This window comes from Gluconobacter sp. Dm-62 (assembly GCF_018256155.1).
Taxonomy (GTDB): domain Bacteria; phylum Pseudomonadota; class Alphaproteobacteria; order Acetobacterales; family Acetobacteraceae; genus Gluconobacter.
The window spans coordinates 238156-254562 of sequence record NZ_JAERLY010000002.1 but is presented as its reverse complement, the minus strand read 5'-3'; the positions used below and the strand labels follow the sequence as shown (position 1 = coordinate 254562).

Genomic DNA, 16407 nt, shown 5'->3' with positions numbered 1-16407 from the left:
CTGACTGTCCTGGATAACCATGCTCGAAAAAAGCTTCGTCCCCGCCGACCATGAAAATGCCCTTTACGACGCGTGGGAGAAAAGCGGCGCTTTCCGGGCTCATCCCGACCGCCCGGGTGAGCCTTTCTCGATCATGTTTCCGCCACCGAATGTCACGGGAACACTTCATCTCGGGCATTCGCTGAACTTCGTCCTTCAGGACATGCTGATCCGCTGGAAGCGGCAGGAGGGCTTCAACGTTCTCTGGCAGCCAGGGACAGACCATGCTGGTATCGCAACACAGATGGTCGTCGAGCGGGCCCTCGACAAGGAAGGCACCAGCAGAACCGCTCTTGGCCGCGAAGGGTTTCTCGAGCGTGTCTGGGACTGGAAACAGGAATATGGTGGCACCATCGTCCAGCAGCTCCGTAAGCTCGGGGCGTCAGCCGACTGGGAGCGTGAACGCTTTACAATGGATGAAGGACTGTCCCGTGCAGTCCGCAAGGTCTTCGTCACCCTCTACAACGAAGGCCTGATTTATCGCGACCGCCGCCTGGTAAACTGGGATCCCAAATTCCGCTCTGCCATCTCGGACCTGGAAGTGGAAAACCATGAGACCAAAGGGTCCATGTGGTATATCCGCTATCCACTGGAAGATGGCCGGACCATCACCGTGGCCACAACACGTCCGGAGACGATGCTGGGTGACGTCGCGGTTGCCGTTCATCCAGAGGATGAGCGCTATGCTGACATGATCGGCAAGACCGTAATTCTCCCGCTGACGGGGCGTCGCATTCCCGTTGTTGCCGATCTGCATTCCGATCCGGAAAAGGGCACGGGCGCCGTCAAGATCACACCAGCCCATGACTTCAATGACTTCGAAGTGGGCAAGCGTCATAACCTGCCAGCTCCGACTGTTCTTGATGAAACAGCCTGCCTGTGGATTGAGGAAATCCGCACTGAACTCCGCGATGTAGAGGGACTGGCATCCGTCGCGTTTGTTGAGACTCTGAGTGGTCTAAGCCGCGAAGAAGGCCGGAAGCAGGTTGTCGCCGAACTAGAACGTCTGGAATGGCTGGAGAAGATCGAGCCTCATAAGCTTCAGGTGCCACACGCAGAACGTGGTGGCGCAATCGTTGAGCCGCGCCTGACCCTCCAGTGGTACTGCGATGCAAAAACCCTGTCCGGCCCCGCCGTAGAAGCGGTTGAGAGCGGTAAGATCGCTTTTGAGCCACGTCAGTGGGAAAACACGTTCCATGCCTGGATGCGCGATATTCAGCCTTGGTGCATCAGTCGGCAGCTCTGGTGGGGGCATCGTATCCCCGCCTGGTATGGCGCGGATGGCAAAGTCTATGTTGCTGAGAATGAACAGGATGCTCAGGCCCAGGCTGGCGAAGACGTAAACCTTACGCAGGATGAGGACGTTCTGGACACGTGGTTCAGTTCCGCTCTCTGGCCTTTCACCACACTTGGCTGGCCTGACAAGACCGAAGAGTTGGCCCGCTATTACCCAACCAGCGTGCTGGTTACGGGTTTTGACATCATTTTCTTCTGGGTCGCCCGGATGATGATGATGGGGCTGCACTTCATGGACGATGTTCCGTTCCGTACTGTCCTGATTCATGGGCTAGTCCGGGACGAGAAGGGGCAGAAGATGTCTAAGTCCAAGGGGAACGGACTCGATCCTCTGGACCTTGTTGCCGAGTTCGGGGCGGATGCGACTCGTCTGGCGATCTGTGCGGGCACGGGGCCGGGGCGGGATATCAAGCTTGGGCGCAAGCGCGTCGAGGAACATCGCGCGTTTGTCACGAAGCTTTGGAATGCCGCGCGTTTCCTTGAAATGAACGGCGCCACGCCGACGGAAGGATTAGACCCGGCAAGCGTCAAGAGCGCGCTTGGACGTTGGATCCTGACAGAAGCGAACGATGCCATCACAGAAGCTGGGCGGGCTCTGTCGGTCTATCGCTTCGATGAATATGCCAGTTGCTGTTATCGTTTCGTGTGGAGCCGCTTCTGTGACTGGTTCGTGGAATTCTCGAAGCCCGTCTTTGCGGCGGAAAACGAGGAAACTGCCGAACTGCGGACTGTCAGCGCGCATGTGCTGGGGCTGATCCTGCGGCTGATGCAGCCTGTCATTCCGTTCGTCACCGCGACGTTGTGGGAGGAACTCGGTTATCCGGGAGATTTTGAAGAAAGTCGCTGGCCGGAGATCATGACGGTTCACCAGGCGGACGAAGCCCGTGCGGAACTTGACTGGGTTATCCGCCTGATCGGTGACGTCCGGACAGTGCGCTCGGAAATGAACATTCCGCCGTCGCAGAAGGCACCGCTTCTCCTGCGTGATGCCGCACCGGAAAATCTGGAGCGTGCAAAGACGTGGGCCGAGGCCATTGGCCGTATGGCCCGTGTTTCCGAAGTTGGCATTGTTGGTGAAGATGCGCCGCGCAATGCCGCGCAGATCGTTCTGGATGAAGCGACCGTCTTTATTCCGCTGGAAGGTCTGATCGATCTCGATGCGGAGCGAGCGCGCCTTGCCAAGGAAGCAACGCGGATTGAGGGCGAGATCCTCAAGGTAACGCGCAAGCTGGACAATGCGGACTTCGTGGCCCGTGCCAAACCGGAAGTTGTGGAAGAAAACCGCGAACGTCTGTCGGCTTTCCAGAGTGATCTGGATCGCCTGAAGGCGGCTCTGGGGCGTCTTGCCTGATTTGAAAACGTCTGCTCGCCTTGGGGCAACCATTCTTGCTTTTGTAGCAGGGATGGCTGACGCCAGAGCGTTGCCGGAAGGGCGTAGCCTCGAGAATGCCGCTGTTGCTGGCGAGCATCTGGACGTTGCGGTCTTCCGCCCGGCTTCCTGCCAGATCCGGGCCATTCTGTTTGTCCTCGCCGGGAAAAACCGGAACAGCACGACATATCGCGACGACAGTATTCCGCTTGCCAGACACGAATGCAGTCTTGTGTTCGCGCCTGAATTTCCCGTATCGCGGTTCTCGACGCAGCAATATCAGCGCGGCGGCTTTCCCGCCTCATTACAGACGACACCTGCCGCTACTTACATGCGGCCGCTGGAACAATGGGCCCGCGCCATTTCCGGCGAACCACATGTCCCCATCATTCTGGTGGGGCATTCTGCCGGAGCGCAGTATCTGGAACGGGTGGAGGCCTATGCCCCGGGTGAGGAAATCATGACGGTGATCATGAATCCTTCCAGCTATGTCGAGCCGGAAACGGAAACCGCAGTTCCTTACGGGTTCCGCAACTGGCCGGAGGCCGCCAGCCTTCCAGACCTCAGGCGCTATCTTTCACGAAATATCGCGGTCATTCTTGGGGCGGAAGACACGGAAACGTCGTCTGCCACGGAACATATTCCTGCAGCGACAGAACAGGGTCGCAACCGCCTTGAACGCGGGCAATGGGCCTATGCTCAGGGCAGGGAACAGGCTGAAAAGCTCAATGTTCCCTTTGGCTGGACGATTACTCTCGTCCCGGCGACCGGCCATGTCGCGTCAAAGATGCTGGCGTCCGCTGAATTGCAGGAGGCCGTTGAGACAGCAATCAGATCCGCGTCTTTACGATGATCTGCGAGAGATCGCGGACGGCGCCATGGGCGGCACTCGTAGTCATTGCGGCGTAGGCCTGCAGGGCTTTCGAAACCACCCGCTCGCGGTTCGGTTTCCAAGCGTTTGCACCGCGTGCGTTCATGCGCTCGCGGCGGTCGGCAATGTCGGAATCCGAAACGGCGAGGTGCAGGCCGCGCTTGGGGATATCGATCTCGATGCGATCGCCGTCCTCGACCAGTCCGATCAGGCCACCCTCGGCGGCTTCGGGGGACATGTGACCGATGGACAGGCCCGAGCTTCCGCCTGAGAAGCGGCCATCCGTGATCAGGGCGCAGACTTTGCCGAGGCCTTTGGATTTCAGATAGCTCGTCGGGTAGAGCATTTCCTGCATGCCTGGTCCGCCCTTGGGGCCTTCGTAACGGATGACCACGACGTCTCCGGCTACGATGCGATTGCCAAGGATGGCCGCTACGGCATCGTCCTGACTTTCGAAGACGCGTGCCGTGCCCGTGAAGGTCAGGATGCTGGCTTCGACGCCGGCTGTTTTGACGATGGCGCCGTCTTCGGCAAGGTTGCCGTACAACACAGCCAGACCGCCATCCTGCGAGAAGGCATGCGCCTTGTCGCGCAGGACGCCGGCTTCGCGGTCCTGATCCAGTTCATGATAGCGGCTGGACTGTGAGAAGGCGTGGACGGTGCGGACATTGCCCGGCGCGGCCTTGAACATATGGGCGGCTTCTTCGTCTCCGTTCAGGATGTCCCATTTGTTCAGGGCGTCCCCGAGCGTCGGAGCGTGAACGGTGGGAACATCCGTGTGGATCAGTCCCGCGCGGTTCAGTTCACCCAGAATGGCCGGGATGCCGCCTGCGCGATGGACGTCTTCCATGTGCACGTCATTCTTGGCGGGAGCCACCTTGCAGAGGTTGGGGACGCCACGCGACAGGCGGTCGATGTCGTGCATATGAAAATCGACTTCGCCTTCGCGGGCCGCGGCCAGAAGATGCAGGACCGTGTTGGTCGAACCGCCCATGGCGATATCGAGCGTCATGGCGTTCTCGAAAGCGGCGCGCGTTGCGATGCTGCGGGGCAGGGCGGAGGCGTCGTCCTGTTCGTACCAGCGGCGTGCGAGTTCCACGATCTGGCGCCCGGCGCTCAGGAAGAGTTCACGGCGGTCGCTGTGGGTGGCGAGGAGCGAGCCGTTGCCGGGGAGGGACAGGCCCAGCGCCTCTGTCAGGCAGTTCATGGAATTGGCGGTGAACATGCCCGAGCAGGAACCGCAGGTCGGGCAGGCGGAGCGCTCGATCTGTTCGGACTCGCTGTCGGACACGTCCGGATTGGCGGCTGCGACCATGGAATCAATCAGGTCCAGCTTGCGCGTGACACCCGGACCATTGATCTTGCCGGCTTCCATCGGGCCGCCGGAGACGAACACGACGGGGATGTTCAGGCGCATGGACGCCATCAACATGCCCGGCGTGATCTTGTCGCAGTTGCTGATGCAGACAATGGCGTCAGCGCAATGTGCGTTGACCATGTATTCCACGGAATCTGCGATCAGCTCACGTGATGGCAGGGAATAGAGCATTCCGCCATGGCCCATCGCGATGCCGTCATCCACCGCGATCGTGTTGAATTCCTTGGCAATACCACCGACTTCCTCGATCGCGGACGCCACCAGACTGCCCATGTCCTTCAGATGAACATGGCCCGGTACGAACTGCGTGAACGAGTTGGCAATGGCAATGATGGGCTTGCCGAAGTCGCCGTCTTTCATGCCCGTCGCCCGCCAGAGGGCACGCGCGCCAGCCATGTTGCGGCCATGAGTGGTGGTGCGGGAACGGTAGGCAGGCATGGAACAGACTTTCATGACAGGAGAAGGCCCTGATCCATAGCGAATCAGACGCACAGAAGCCAGTGCGAGAAAGATTTGAAAACCCGGGGCGGCTCCCCTTGCCCGAAAGTCTCCGTCCGGTCCAAACTCGCAACAAAAATCAGGAGCATTTCGTGAGACGTCATTTTCTGAGCCTCGGCACAGCTCTGGCCGTAACCTGCCTGTGTGCAGCACAGGCCGCCGAACCCGCCACCAGCCCTTCGGTCACGCCTGACATGATCCAGACGGGCAGCGATATTCCCGCTCATGTCAATATGCCGATCGAGCAGCGCGATTATATCAAGCGCGACGTCATGATCCCGATGCGCGACGGCATCAAGCTGCATACCGTCATCGTCATCCCCAAGGGCGCGAAGAATGCCCCGATCCTGCTGACGCGCACCCCCTATCACGCCAGTGAGCGTGCAAACCGCGTTCCCGATGCCTCAACCATGCGCGCCATCCTGCCGCAGGGTGACGGTGTTTTCGTGGATGAGGGCTATATCCGCGTCTTTCAGGATGTCCGGGGCAAGTATGGCTCACAGGGCGACTATGTTATGACGCGGCCGCCGATCGGACCGCTGAACCCGACCAAAACGGACGATACGACCGACGCCTGGGACACGATCGACTGGCTGGTGAAGAACCTGCCCGAGAGCAACGGCCGCGTTGGTATGACGGGATCGTCCTATGAGGGCTGGACTGTCGTCATGGCGCTGCTCGATCCGCATCCGGCGCTGAAGGTTGCGGCTCCGGAAAGCCCGATGGTCGATGGCTGGATGGGCGATGACTGGTTCCACTATGGCGCTTTCCGCCAGCCGGGACTGGATTACTTCACGGCCCAGATGACGGAAGCCGGGTCTGGCCCGTCCATTCCGCGCCCCGACGCTGACGACTACACAACGTTCCTTGCTGACGTTTCCACTGGCAATTTCGCCACGAAGACGGGGCTGGACCAGTTCCCCTGGTGGCGTCGCATGAAGGCCCACCCTGCCTATGATGCCTTCTGGCAGGATCAGGCACTGGATCAGTTGATCGTGAAGAACCCTCTCAAGGTTCCGACAATCTGGGAGCAGGGCCTTTGGGATCAGGAGGACATGTGGGGAGCGATCCATTCCTGGATGAACCTCAAGGCGCATCATACGCAGGTACCGAACATCCTTGTTATGGGGCCGTGGCGCCATAGCGGCGTGAACTACGACGGCTCCACGCTTGGTCCGCTGCATTTCAATGGTGATACGGCACTGTGGTACCGCGCCAATGTCATGCGTCCGTTCTTTGATCACTATCTGAAGAACGCGCCCGATCCGCATCTGGATGAAGCCATCATCTACAATACCGGTGAGAACCACTGGGATCATTTCCGCAACTGGTTGAGCGACTGTGGCACGACCTGCATGCAGAAGGGCGAGCGCCTGTATCTCCAGCCGGGTCATGGGCTGGCCTTCAGGCGCACGCTGCCTGGAACGGACAGCTATGTTTCCGATCCGGCGCATCCGGTTCCCTTCGTCGAACGTCCCTATACGATGGGCGAAGATCCACGCTGGAAGGCCTGGCTCGTCACGGACCAGCGTTTTGCCGAAAGCCGCCCGGATGTCCTGACCTACGAGACGCCGGTGCTTGATGCTCCCGTTACGGTGTCCGGTGTGCCGACAGCTGATATTTTCGCCAGCACGACAGGAACGGATGCTGACTGGGTCGTCAAGATTATTGACGTCCAGCCCGGCCTGACGCCGGATGACCCGAAAATGGGCGGATATGAACTGCCAATGTCCATGGATATTTTCCGCGGGCGTTACCGGCAGAACTTCGCCCATCCGTCTGCCATTCCGGCGGGGCAGGTACAGGAATATCGCTTCACGCTTCCGGCGATGAACCATGTGTTCCAGAAGGGGCACCGGATCATGATCCAGATCCAGTCGAGCTGGTTCCCGCTTTATGACCGTAACCCGCAGACCTTCGTGCCGAACATCTTCGATGCCAAGGCTTCGGACTATCATATGGCGACCCAGACCATCCATCGCGGTGGCGATCATGCCAGTGCGATCTGGCTCCCGACTGTCGCGCCTGCTCAGTAATTCCGCCTGACACTCGTCAGACAGGCTCGGCCTTCCCATATGGGAAGGCCGTCCTTTTAACGGAGCATTATTATGACAACCCAGTCTTCCATTCTTCTTGGCGCAGGCTGCTTCTGGTGTGTCGAGGCCGTCTATACCGGTCTGCGCGGCATTATTTCGGCCGAGCCGGGCTATGCCGGTGGCTCCGTCGAAAACCCGAGCTATGAAGGCGTCTGCACCGGCCGGACAGGCCATGCGGAAGTCGTGAAAGTTGTGTTTGATCCGGCCGAGATCGGTCTCGAAGACGTCCTGCGCGTGTTTTTCACGACGCATGATCCCACGCAGCTCAACCGCCAGGGCAACGATGTCGGCACGCAGTACCGCTCCGTCATTTTCGCGGACGCTGCCCAGCAGGAAACAGCCCGCAGGGTGCGGGACGAGATCGCGGCCGAGGGCATCTGGCCTGATCCGATCGTGACGTCCATCGAAGGGCCAGCCCATTTCTGGCGGGCTGAGGAAAAGCATCACGATTACTTCGCCCGCAATCCGCAGACGGCGTATTGTGCGGCTGTCGTGGCCCCCAAAGTCGCCAAGGCCCGCAAGCTCTATCGGGACCGTCTGAAGCAGCCGGACTGAGGCGGCGCATGTGATGCTTTGTCGCGGAGCATTTTTCGGCTATCGTGACAAACAATGACAAAAACACCCGCATTTCCCCCGCTTCGTACCCGTCAGGTCCGCTACGACGCAGGCGTGGCCCTGCGCAAAACCGTCAAGCGCAGTAGCCACTCACTGTGGGTCCCGCCCGCAAAGCGCCCTGATCCGATCGGAATCCTGCTGGAGCAGGGGAAGAGCCGGATCGCAGATCTGCTGCCGATCCGTCACCAGCGCATGAAAGCCTCGCCCTTCGCCTTTCTGCGGGGGGCGGCGGCTGTCATGGCGTCGGATCTGTCCTTCACACCGAAGACCGGGCTACGGGTCCAGTCCTGCGGGGATTGTCATCTGGATAATTTCGGATGCTATCCCTCACCGGAAGGGATCCCGGTCTTCGACATCAACGATTTTGACGAGACCGCGCCTGCGACGTTCGAGTGGGATCTCAAACGTCTGGCCACCAGCCTTGTGCTAGCCGGGCGCGAGGCCTCTTTGTCCGAGAAGAACTGCTGCCGTCTGGCTGTGTCGGCGGTGCGGCATTATGTCGATGAAATTGCCCGTCTGTCGGAACTGCCACCGCTTCAGGCGTGGAACGAGCGCATTGATCTGCGTGCAGTTATCGACGGGATTGTCGACGACAAGATCCGCTCGGGCATGATGGAAAAGATCCAGTCCGAGTTGGGGGCCATTTCCGGTCATTTCGGCATGATCGACCCGAAATCCGCCGGACGCCTGAAGGAACATCCCCCTTTCGTTACGCGCCTGCCGCAGCACAACGATATCGTCCGTGGTGCCTTTGCGCGCTATGTCAGCGATCTGCCGCCTGAGCGCAGGATCGTCTTGGAGCGCTATGCCCTGCAGGACGTGCTGTTCAAGGTCGTCGGCATTGGCAGTGTCGGGACGTTCTGTGCGCTCGGACTGTTCACGACAGCCGATAACGAGCCCCTGATCCTACAGATCAAGGAGGCCCAGACCTCCGTTCTCGAACCCTTCCAGGGTGCTGTGGACCTGCCCAATCACGGAGAGCGGGTCGTGACCGGGCAGCGCATCATGCAGGCCAGTTCGGATACATTTCTCGGCTGGACGCATACGACCGGCAAACGCACGACGGCCCAGACGGGGCGCAAGGCCGGTGGTGGCCGGGACTTCTATGTCCGTCAGACCAAGGATGTCCGTCTGGCCATGATTGGCGAGAAAATCGAAGACGGACTTCTGCCGGAATATGCCGCGCTCTGTGGGCGGACCCTCGGACGCTCACATGGCCGTTCCGCCGATCTGCCCCTACTGGCCGGTTATCTCGGGAAAGGCCATTCCTTCGCCCGGGCCATTGCCGATTTTGCGGTGCTCTATGCCGATCAGAGCGAAAAGGACTGGAAGGCCTTCACGCAGGCCATCGCGGACAAGCGAGTCTGCTGCGCCTGACGCGGGCAGCTTATTCCTCGTTCTCCAGATGGAAGCGGTCGGACTCCTCGTCGTAGTCGAAGAGTTCCGCGTAGCGGGCCCAGCCGATGGCCGTGGTGAGGGTCTGGCGTGCATAGTCGGGCGACATGCTCTCCTCCATAGCCTTGCGGAAGCGGGCAGCGTCCACGACATGGCTTGAACGCTCGTCCAGCGTCCCGCGGATGGAGCGGAGCAAGGGAAGATGATGCAGGAGCGCTGTTCGCATCAGGTCCTTGCGGGTGTCGGAATCGCCCTCAACGAAGGCCTGACCGTCGGGCGTGAGGAGGATATCGCCATCTTCCAGCTCTGCCAGATCCAGTAACTGCAACGATTCACCGAGCGGGAGAAGATCATCGAGCGTCATCTGAAGTCGCTGCGCAAGCTCCGGCAGATCAGCCCGGCCTGAGAGCGGCTCGCTCCCCAGAACTTCCATCAGCCCGACCAGAACTTCAACTGCAAGATCAGGCAACACGATCGAAAACGGTGGAAGGGTCATGCCCGCAGCAGAGGAAGGCTGAACCGGGTCCGCTTCAGACACGATGGGTGCACGACGTGTCATGAGCGAATAGATCTGGTCCACGAAGCGCCGGAAATCCTCATCGTCGCGGTTGCGCGGATGGGGGAAGGGCACCGCGATCTCATGGGTCACGCGGCCCGGACTGGACGAAAAGATGAGAATGCGGTCACACATCAGGACTGCTTCCTCAATCCCGTGCGTGGCTAGAAGCATGGCCTTGAGGGGCAGGCGTTTTTCATCCCACAGCTCGATCAGATCGGTCCGCAAATTCTCCGCACTCAGGACATCCAGCGCCGAGAAGGGCTCATCCAGCAGAAGCAGGGACGGCTGAAGCGCCAGCGCGCGGGCGAAGGAGACACGCTGGCTGAGCGCTTCGGACAGCTCCTTGGGGTACGCGTTTTCGTAGCCCTCAAGACCCATGACCTCGATGGCGGCGTCTGTCATGGTCTCGCGTTCGGCACGAGGCAGGCGGCGCATCTCCAGCCCGAGAGAGACATTCTGCCGCAGCGTCAGCCAGGGAAAGAGCGCGCCAGACTGAAAAACCGTCGCGACACCATCCAGCGGGCCGGTTACAGGAGCCCCCTGCCAGAGGACCTGCCCCGACATCGGAGGTGTCAGCCCGGCCATGATCCGCAGCAGCGAGGATTTTCCAGACCCGGACCGCCCGAGCAGACCCAGGATTTCACCCGTGCGCACATCGAAGCTGACATGATCCAGCACAACCAGATCCGTGCTGCTTTCCTTGAGATAGGTCTGGCGACATTCGCGAAGGGATAGAAGCGATTTCATGGGTCTGTGAATTTCAGCCTGAGGTTCAGATCGTATATTTTTGGGCCGCATTGACGGCGAGAGGCTGTAGAACCAGTCGATCCAGCAGCATGGACAGAAGCGTCAGGAGCATCAGGGCAAGGATCTGCGCACCTAAAGCCCCACCGAGGACCTCGGAGAGCAGAACCGCCCCGAGCCCGCTGTCAGACGGCACGAACGCCTCCGCCACCATTACGGCATTCCAGACCGGAACCACGGCTGTCAGAAGGCCGCCACAGAGTTCCGGCGCAATGGCAGGAAGCAAAAGACGCCGCCACAGCAGAACACCGCGCAGACGTAATCCGGCAGACACCTGACGCAGGCCTGAAGGGATGGCCTTTGCTGCATCGAGAACAACGATTCCGACCAGCCAGTGCGCTCCCAGAAAAAGCAGTATGGCCGCGGAATTCAGTCCCAGTTTCCTGCAAAGTGGATAGAGCAGAAGGGCCGGAAAGAGCCCACACGCCGCCACGGCAGCCCGACATGGATTGCGGAATGCAGGTTTGCGCTCACTGATCAGAAGACCCAGCGGAACCCACACCAGAACACACAGGACCAGCGTCCCGCAGACATGCGAAAGGGTCAGTACGCTTTCAGCAAGATCCGACGGAAGCAGCCGTAACAGACCCGCGTGATAGATCGCGTACATGAGCAAAAGTAGCGAAATTATCGGCAGGAGAGCATCGGGAAACTCCCGAAGCACCACCGCATCTTTTTCAGGAAGAATGGTGCGGGGGCGTCCAAGACGCCAGTTCCCTATCCAGGTAAGCGCACGCCCCACAGCTCCGCTGAGCCAGAGCATCGGTTTCGTCCGCCGCCAGAATGTCAGCAGCCAGGATTGCGGCCGGACGCGCTCTTCGAAAGGGCCCTCTGGGCGATAACGCTGCGCCCAGCCTACCATCGGTCGAAGCACTGCCTGATCGATCACGAGAATCAGAAAAAGAATAATCAGAGAAACTTCGATGATCCGGAGTGGATGGTGATCGAGCATGGCTCTCAGAGCCGCTGCACCGCATCCCCCAGTGGTCTGATGGCTCATCAGCATCATAAGACCTTCCGCAGCCAGAAGTCGCACCCAGAAGGCAGGCATGGCCTGCATGGCTCTGAACGTCGTCAGCGGCACGGCAACAGGAATGTGCAACCGCCAGAAACGCTGCCAGCCTGTCATGCGCAGGCCCGTCGCCACTTCATCAAGCGCAGACGGAAGCGTGTCCTCGGCATCCAGAACGGCTGTCACGATCCGCCAGATCATACTCGATGCCGCAACCAGCATAATCGTCAGGGAAGGCGGGAAAACAGCCCCCAGAATGCCAATCAGTCCAAGACCGGGCACGGCGCGGGCAACTGAAAGGGCAGGGATCAGAAATATTCGAAAACGCGGCCACTGACAGGCCGCACCCGACAGGAGCAGAGAGGCTCCGACGACGATCATCAGCGACAGAGCGATATGCAGGAGTGTCAGCGCAGCGGCTTCCCATAAAGGAGACGCGACACCTGCTGGCACGGCAGACAGGACAGGCGCAACGGATCCACGATGCGCGACAAACAGGGCGAACGCTGTTGCGCAGAACAGAATCGAAAGTTCGATACCGCTCATGCGCTGACGCCAGCGATGCATGATCCGCAGGGGCATGGCCATCGGGCTGCCCGTCATGATGACGTCTGTCCTCGTTCCTGATGGAAAGCAGAGGTTAGAAAGAGACGTCTGGAAGGCTCAAGTGTTTTCTGCATCTCACCGGCCGGATCAGTGGCCGGTGCTGCCAAAGCCGCCTTGGCCACGGACCGTCTCGTCCAGCGTTTCGACTTCGGCCCAGCGCAGGCGCGAAACCGGGGCCAGCACGCCCTGTGCGATCCGGGTGCCACGCTCGACGGTGAACGGCTCGGTACCAGCGTTCATGACGATGATGCGGAGTTCGCCACGATAATCCTCGTCGATGGTGCCGGGGGAATTAGGCAGCGTGATGCCGTGCTTGAGTGCCAGACCGGACCGCGGGCGCACCTGAAGCTCGTAAGCGGGCGGCAGGGCAATGCACAGGCCGGTCGGCACCAGAACGCGCTCACCCGGAGCGATCGTCATGGGGGCGTCCACAGCGGCCAGAAAATCGAATCCTGCGGCACCAGTAGTGGCATAGGCGGGAAGGGGAAGGCCTTCGGAATGAGGCAGGCGCGTGATGCGCACATCAATCAGGTCTGTCGTCATGACACCTGTCTTATCGCGGATTGCGATCCCTATGAAGATGGATCAGCGAAGAACGCTGCAATCCTCTGCACAAGCTGCTCCGCGACGTCCGTCTTGTCCATTTCCGGCCAGTTCTGAACGCCAGTGTCGTCAATCAGGCTGACAGTGTTGCGCATGGCGCCGAACACGCCCTGTCGCACATCATTGGCCACAAGCCAGTCGCACCCTTTGCGCAGACGCTTGGCCTGGGCGTTGTCCAGAACGTCGTCCGTTTCGGCAGCAAAGCCTACGACAAGGGGGGGGCGTTGAGGCAGACGGCAGATGGTCGCCAGAATGTCCGGGTTTTCCATCAGTTCAAGCGTGGGCGGCCCATCACCGGTTTTCTTGATCTTGCCAGGGGCGATGTCTTTTGCGCGCCAGTCGCTGACAGCCGCTGTGCAGATTGCGGCATCGGCCGGCAGAGCGGCTTCACAGGCGGCAAGCATGTCGCGCGCCGTCTGAATCGGGATACGGTGTACGCCCTCGGGGACAGGGATCGAAACCGGACCGCTGACCAGCGTGACTTCCGCACCGCGCTTCGCCAGAGCCGCCGCGATGGCGTAGCCCTGCCGGCCTGAAGAATTGTTCGACAGGAAACGCACGGGATCGAGCGGCTCGACAGTTGGGCCCGCCGTCACCAGAATGTGACGTCCGGCCAAGGAATGGTCCGGTGTCAGAAGACGCAGAATCGCATCGCGGATCACCGGAGGCTCGCTCAGACGTCCGGCACCGACTTCGCCACAGGCCATACTGCCCACATCTGGTCCGACGACGGAGACGCCACGCGCCTCAAGCAGTTTCAGGTTGGCCTGCGTGGCGGGATGTTCCCACATTCGCACATTCATGGCCGGGGCCAGCAGAATGGGGGACGTGGTCGCGAGCAGCAACGTGGTCGCCAGATCATCCGCCAACCCATGAGCCATGCGCGCCATGATGTTGGCTGTGGCGGGGCAGACAAGCACCAGATCCGCGCTGCGGGCCAAAGCGATATGGCCGATTTCACTTTCCTGCGTGGGTTCGAACAGCGCGTCGTGCACACGTTCGCCCGCCAGCGTTTCAAGGCTGAGCGGCGTGACGAAAGCCTTTGCCGCTTCGGTCATGACGGGCGTGACGGCAATGCCCTCAGCCCGCAGCAGGCGCACCAGTTCAAGCACCCGGAACGCTGCGATCCCTCCCGAGACGATCAGCAGGACGCGGCGCATGGTTTTACAGACGCCAGCCGGAATGGATGGCGGCGATGCCACCGGACAGGTTGCGATACTGGACCTGTTCCAGCCCGGCATCGCGCATCATCTGGGCCAGCGTTTCCTGATCGGGGAACATGCGGATGCTTTCGGCGAGATACTGGTAGCTCTCAGAGTCCTTGGCAATGATCTGTCCCATCTTGGGCAGCACCTGAAAGGACCACAGGTCGTAAACCGGAGCGAGGGCTGCGATTTCGACCTGCGAGAATTCGAGACAGAAGAAGCGCCCACCCGGCTTGAGGACGCGTCGTGCCTCGCGCAGCACGGCCGACTTGTCCGTGCAGTTGCGCAAGCCAAAGGCAATCGTCACGCGATCAACAGAGCAGTCCGGCAGGGGGATGGCTTCCGCGTCCACGACGCAGACCTCGATCTTGCCGATCAGTCCGGCCTTGATGGCGCGGTCACGGCCGACGGACAGCATGGCGGCATTGATGTCGGACAGGATGGCGGGGCCACCACCGGCACGCAGCCAGCCGAACGTGATGTCGCCCGTACCGCCCGCCAGATCCAGCAGCTTCATGTTGGGGCGCGGATTGAGCATCCCAACGAAAATGCGCTTCCAGACGCGGTGAATTCCCAGCGACATCACGTCATTCATGATGTCGTATTTCCCGGCGACGCTCTCGAACACCTCCCGGACCATCGTCTTTTTCTGGCCACGCGGGACGTTGCGGTAGCCGAAATCGATGGTGTCCTCGGCTTGTGCGGAGGACTGGAAGGGCGAGGCGTTGTGTTCTGCGCTATCGGTCATGGGCCAATCGATATATCTTTGCGCCCACCCATGCCAGAGCTTCCAGAAGTCGAAACCGTCATGCGCGGGTTTCGTGATGCCTTTGAAGGGCATCGAATCAGCCATGTTTCCGTCAACCGCCCGGACCTTCGATGGCCGTTTCCCGCAGATCTGCGGGAGAAGCTGGAAGGCCGGCGCGTTCTCTCGTTCCGCAGGCGCGCGAAGTATATTCTCATGCGCCTTGAAGGCGGGTGGAGCATGCTACTGCATCTGGGGATGTCGGGCCGACTCACGATCGGCCGGGCGCGGACGAATGCGACTCCACCGGCGCACGAGCATCTGGTTCTGGAGACGGAAAGCGGTGCGCGGGCAGGGTTGGTCGATCCCCGGCGCTTCGGGATGGTTGATCTGGTTCCTACTTCTGAGGAGGACAGTCACCGTCTCCTGGCCCATCTGGGCATGGAGCCTCTTTCGGACGTCATGAATGGGCCGGCACTGGCAGATCTGTTCCGGGACCGTCGTACGCCGATAAAATCTGCGCTCCTCGACCAGAAGCTGATTGCAGGTCTGGGAAATATCTATGTGTGTGAGGCGCTGTTCCGCTGCGGCATTCATCCCGAGCGACAGGCTCTTACCCTTACGAAAGAAGACAGCTCCGCCCTTGCGGAAGCCATCTCGCAAATTCTGGAACAGGCCATCGCCTCTGGAGGATCGTCCCTGCGCGACTACGTGCAGGCTGACGGTACCAAAGGCGGGTTTCAGGCCTTGCACCTCGTTTATGGACGGGAAGGGGCTCCATGCCCCAATTGTGGAGAAGCCAGCCCGATCCGGCGCATCACGCAGTCGGGCCGTTCGACGTTCTTCTGCCCGGCCTGTCAGAAATGATCGCGGTCCGGAAAGATGCCCCCATCCTGTGTAAAATGTGCAAAACGCTTGACGGGACCCGCCAGAGCGGAGTAGAGGGCGCCAACCATTTACGCGACCAAAACGCAAACTGAACCGAAAGATCCATGGCAAACACAGCTTCTGCCCGCAAGCGTATCCGTCAGAACGAACGTCGCCGTGAGCGCAACGTTGCCCGCATGTCCCGTATGCGCACGTTCATCAAGAAGATCGAACTCGCCATCCAGTCCGGTGACAAGTCCGCTGCTGCCGAAGCCTTCAAGGTTGCACAGCCGGAAATGCAGCGCGCAGCTGGCAAGGGCGTGATTGCCAAGAACACGGTCAGCCGCAAGCTGTCCCGTCTGTCCGCTCGCGTGAAGGCTCTGGCAACCGCCTGAGCTTCACCTTCGGGTTGGAACTGAAGAACGCGCTCCCCTCCGGGAGCGCGTTCT

13 protein-coding genes are annotated in these 16407 nt (G+C 60.4%); 7 read left to right on the top strand and 6 right to left on the bottom strand.

All coding sequences use genetic code 11. The annotated features are described in order from the left end of the window. Nucleotides 1-19: 19 nt before the first annotated feature. Together JK202_RS02895 and JK202_RS02890 are read left to right on the top strand one after the other, a co-directional pair. Nucleotides 20-2686: a valine--tRNA ligase gene (locus tag JK202_RS02895; protein WP_211557904.1), complete on the top strand. Its 2667-nt coding sequence runs from the start codon at nt 20-22 to the stop codon at nt 2684-2686. A gap of 52 nt (nt 2687-2738) precedes the next feature. Then, the gene (locus tag JK202_RS02890) at nt 2739-3557 is read left to right on the top strand and encodes a hypothetical protein (RefSeq protein WP_249199564.1); all 819 of its coding nucleotides are present in this window, start codon (nt 2739-2741) and stop codon (nt 3555-3557) included. On the opposite strand, the gene ilvD is transcribed toward JK202_RS02890, so the two are convergent. Then, nucleotides 3535-5391, bottom strand: coding sequence for a dihydroxy-acid dehydratase (gene ilvD / locus JK202_RS02885; RefSeq protein ID WP_211557895.1), 1857 nt, complete (start codon nt 5389-5391; stop codon nt 3535-3537). The two genes, JK202_RS02890 and ilvD, sit on opposite strands and share 23 nt — an antisense overlap. A gap of 152 nt (nt 5392-5543) precedes the next feature. Here ilvD and JK202_RS02880 point away from each other — a divergent pair, with 152 nt between their 5' ends. From JK202_RS02880 to JK202_RS02870, 3 genes are all read left to right on the top strand, one after another. Then, nucleotides 5544-7487, top strand: coding sequence for a CocE/NonD family hydrolase (locus JK202_RS02880; RefSeq protein WP_211557888.1), 1944 nt, complete (start codon nt 5544-5546; stop codon nt 7485-7487). A 72-nt stretch (nt 7488-7559) separates the two neighbouring features. Continuing rightward, nucleotides 7560-8102 carry a peptide-methionine (S)-S-oxide reductase MsrA gene (msrA, locus tag JK202_RS02875; RefSeq protein WP_211557886.1) on the top strand — a complete coding sequence of 181 codons (543 nt, stop codon included), beginning with the start codon at nt 7560-7562 and terminating at the stop codon, nt 8100-8102. A gap of 54 nt (nt 8103-8156) precedes the next feature. Further along, entirely contained in the window at nt 8157-9539 is a 1383-nt protein-coding gene (locus tag JK202_RS02870) for a DUF2252 domain-containing protein (protein WP_211557884.1), read from the top strand. A gap of 10 nt (nt 9540-9549) precedes the next feature. Here JK202_RS02870 and JK202_RS02865 read toward each other — a convergent pair whose 3' ends face one another. From JK202_RS02865 to JK202_RS02845, 5 genes are all read right to left on the bottom strand, one after another. Then, nucleotides 9550-10863, bottom strand: a complete 1314-nt coding sequence (locus tag JK202_RS02865; RefSeq protein WP_211557882.1) for an AAA-associated domain-containing protein — start codon at nt 10861-10863, stop codon at nt 9550-9552. A 25-nt stretch (nt 10864-10888) separates the two neighbouring features. Continuing rightward, nucleotides 10889-12535 (bottom strand): transporter, encoded by a 1647-nt coding sequence (locus JK202_RS02860; protein ID WP_211557880.1) that lies wholly within the window; start codon nt 12533-12535, stop codon nt 10889-10891. A 90-nt stretch (nt 12536-12625) separates the two neighbouring features. Continuing rightward, on the bottom strand, nt 12626-13081 hold the full coding sequence (gene dut, locus JK202_RS02855; protein WP_211557878.1) for a dUTP diphosphatase: 456 nt from the start codon (nt 13079-13081) through the stop codon (nt 12626-12628). Nucleotides 13082-13110: 29 nt separating this feature from the next. Next, a complete protein-coding gene (gene coaBC, locus JK202_RS02850; RefSeq protein ID WP_211557876.1) occupies nt 13111-14301 on the bottom strand; it encodes a bifunctional phosphopantothenoylcysteine decarboxylase/phosphopantothenate--cysteine ligase CoaBC in 1191 nt (396 codons plus the stop codon). 4 nt (nt 14302-14305) lie between these two features. Then, entirely contained in the window at nt 14306-15094 is a 789-nt protein-coding gene (locus tag JK202_RS02845; protein WP_211557875.1) for a class I SAM-dependent methyltransferase, read from the bottom strand. 30 nt (nt 15095-15124) lie between these two features. Between JK202_RS02845 and mutM the strand changes: the two genes are divergently transcribed. Next, complete coding sequence (gene mutM / locus JK202_RS02840; RefSeq protein ID WP_211557873.1) at nt 15125-15958, top strand: bifunctional DNA-formamidopyrimidine glycosylase/DNA-(apurinic or apyrimidinic site) lyase; 834 nt, start codon at nt 15125-15127, stop codon at nt 15956-15958. 125 nt (nt 15959-16083) lie between these two features. Continuing rightward, nucleotides 16084-16353 carry a 30S ribosomal protein S20 gene (rpsT, locus tag JK202_RS02835; RefSeq protein WP_211557871.1) on the top strand — a complete coding sequence of 90 codons (270 nt, stop codon included), beginning with the start codon at nt 16084-16086 and terminating at the stop codon, nt 16351-16353. Nucleotides 16354-16407 lie beyond the last annotated feature (54 nt).

What these genes read in the sequence shown, in the direction of transcription:
- mutM (WP_211557873.1), top strand. Translation starts at nt 15,125, where the DNA reads ATGCCAGAGCTTCCAGAAGTCGAAACCGTCATGCGCGGGTTTCGTGAT.
- rpsT (WP_211557871.1), top strand. Translation starts at nt 16,084, where the DNA reads ATGGCAAACACAGCTTCTGCCCGCAAGCGTATCCGTCAGAACGAACGT.
- JK202_RS02845 (WP_211557875.1), bottom strand. Translation starts at nt 15,094, where the DNA reads ATGACCGATAGCGCAGAACACAACGCCTCGCCCTTCCAGTCCTCCGCA.
- JK202_RS02870 (WP_211557884.1), top strand. Translation starts at nt 8,157, where the DNA reads ATGACAAAAACACCCGCATTTCCCCCGCTTCGTACCCGTCAGGTCCGC.
- JK202_RS02890 (WP_249199564.1), top strand. Translation starts at nt 2,739, where the DNA reads ATGGCTGACGCCAGAGCGTTGCCGGAAGGGCGTAGCCTCGAGAATGCC.
- JK202_RS02860 (WP_211557880.1), bottom strand. Translation starts at nt 12,535, where the DNA reads ATGACGGGCAGCCCGATGGCCATGCCCCTGCGGATCATGCATCGCTGG.
- ilvD (WP_211557895.1), bottom strand. Translation starts at nt 5,391, where the DNA reads ATGCCTGCCTACCGTTCCCGCACCACCACTCATGGCCGCAACATGGCT.
- msrA (WP_211557886.1), top strand. Translation starts at nt 7,560, where the DNA reads ATGACAACCCAGTCTTCCATTCTTCTTGGCGCAGGCTGCTTCTGGTGT.
- JK202_RS02895 (WP_211557904.1), top strand. Translation starts at nt 20, where the DNA reads ATGCTCGAAAAAAGCTTCGTCCCCGCCGACCATGAAAATGCCCTTTAC.
- JK202_RS02865 (WP_211557882.1), bottom strand. Translation starts at nt 10,863, where the DNA reads ATGAAATCGCTTCTATCCCTTCGCGAATGTCGCCAGACCTATCTCAAG.
- coaBC (WP_211557876.1), bottom strand. Translation starts at nt 14,301, where the DNA reads ATGCGCCGCGTCCTGCTGATCGTCTCGGGAGGGATCGCAGCGTTCCGG.
- dut (WP_211557878.1), bottom strand. Translation starts at nt 13,081, where the DNA reads ATGACGACAGACCTGATTGATGTGCGCATCACGCGCCTGCCTCATTCC.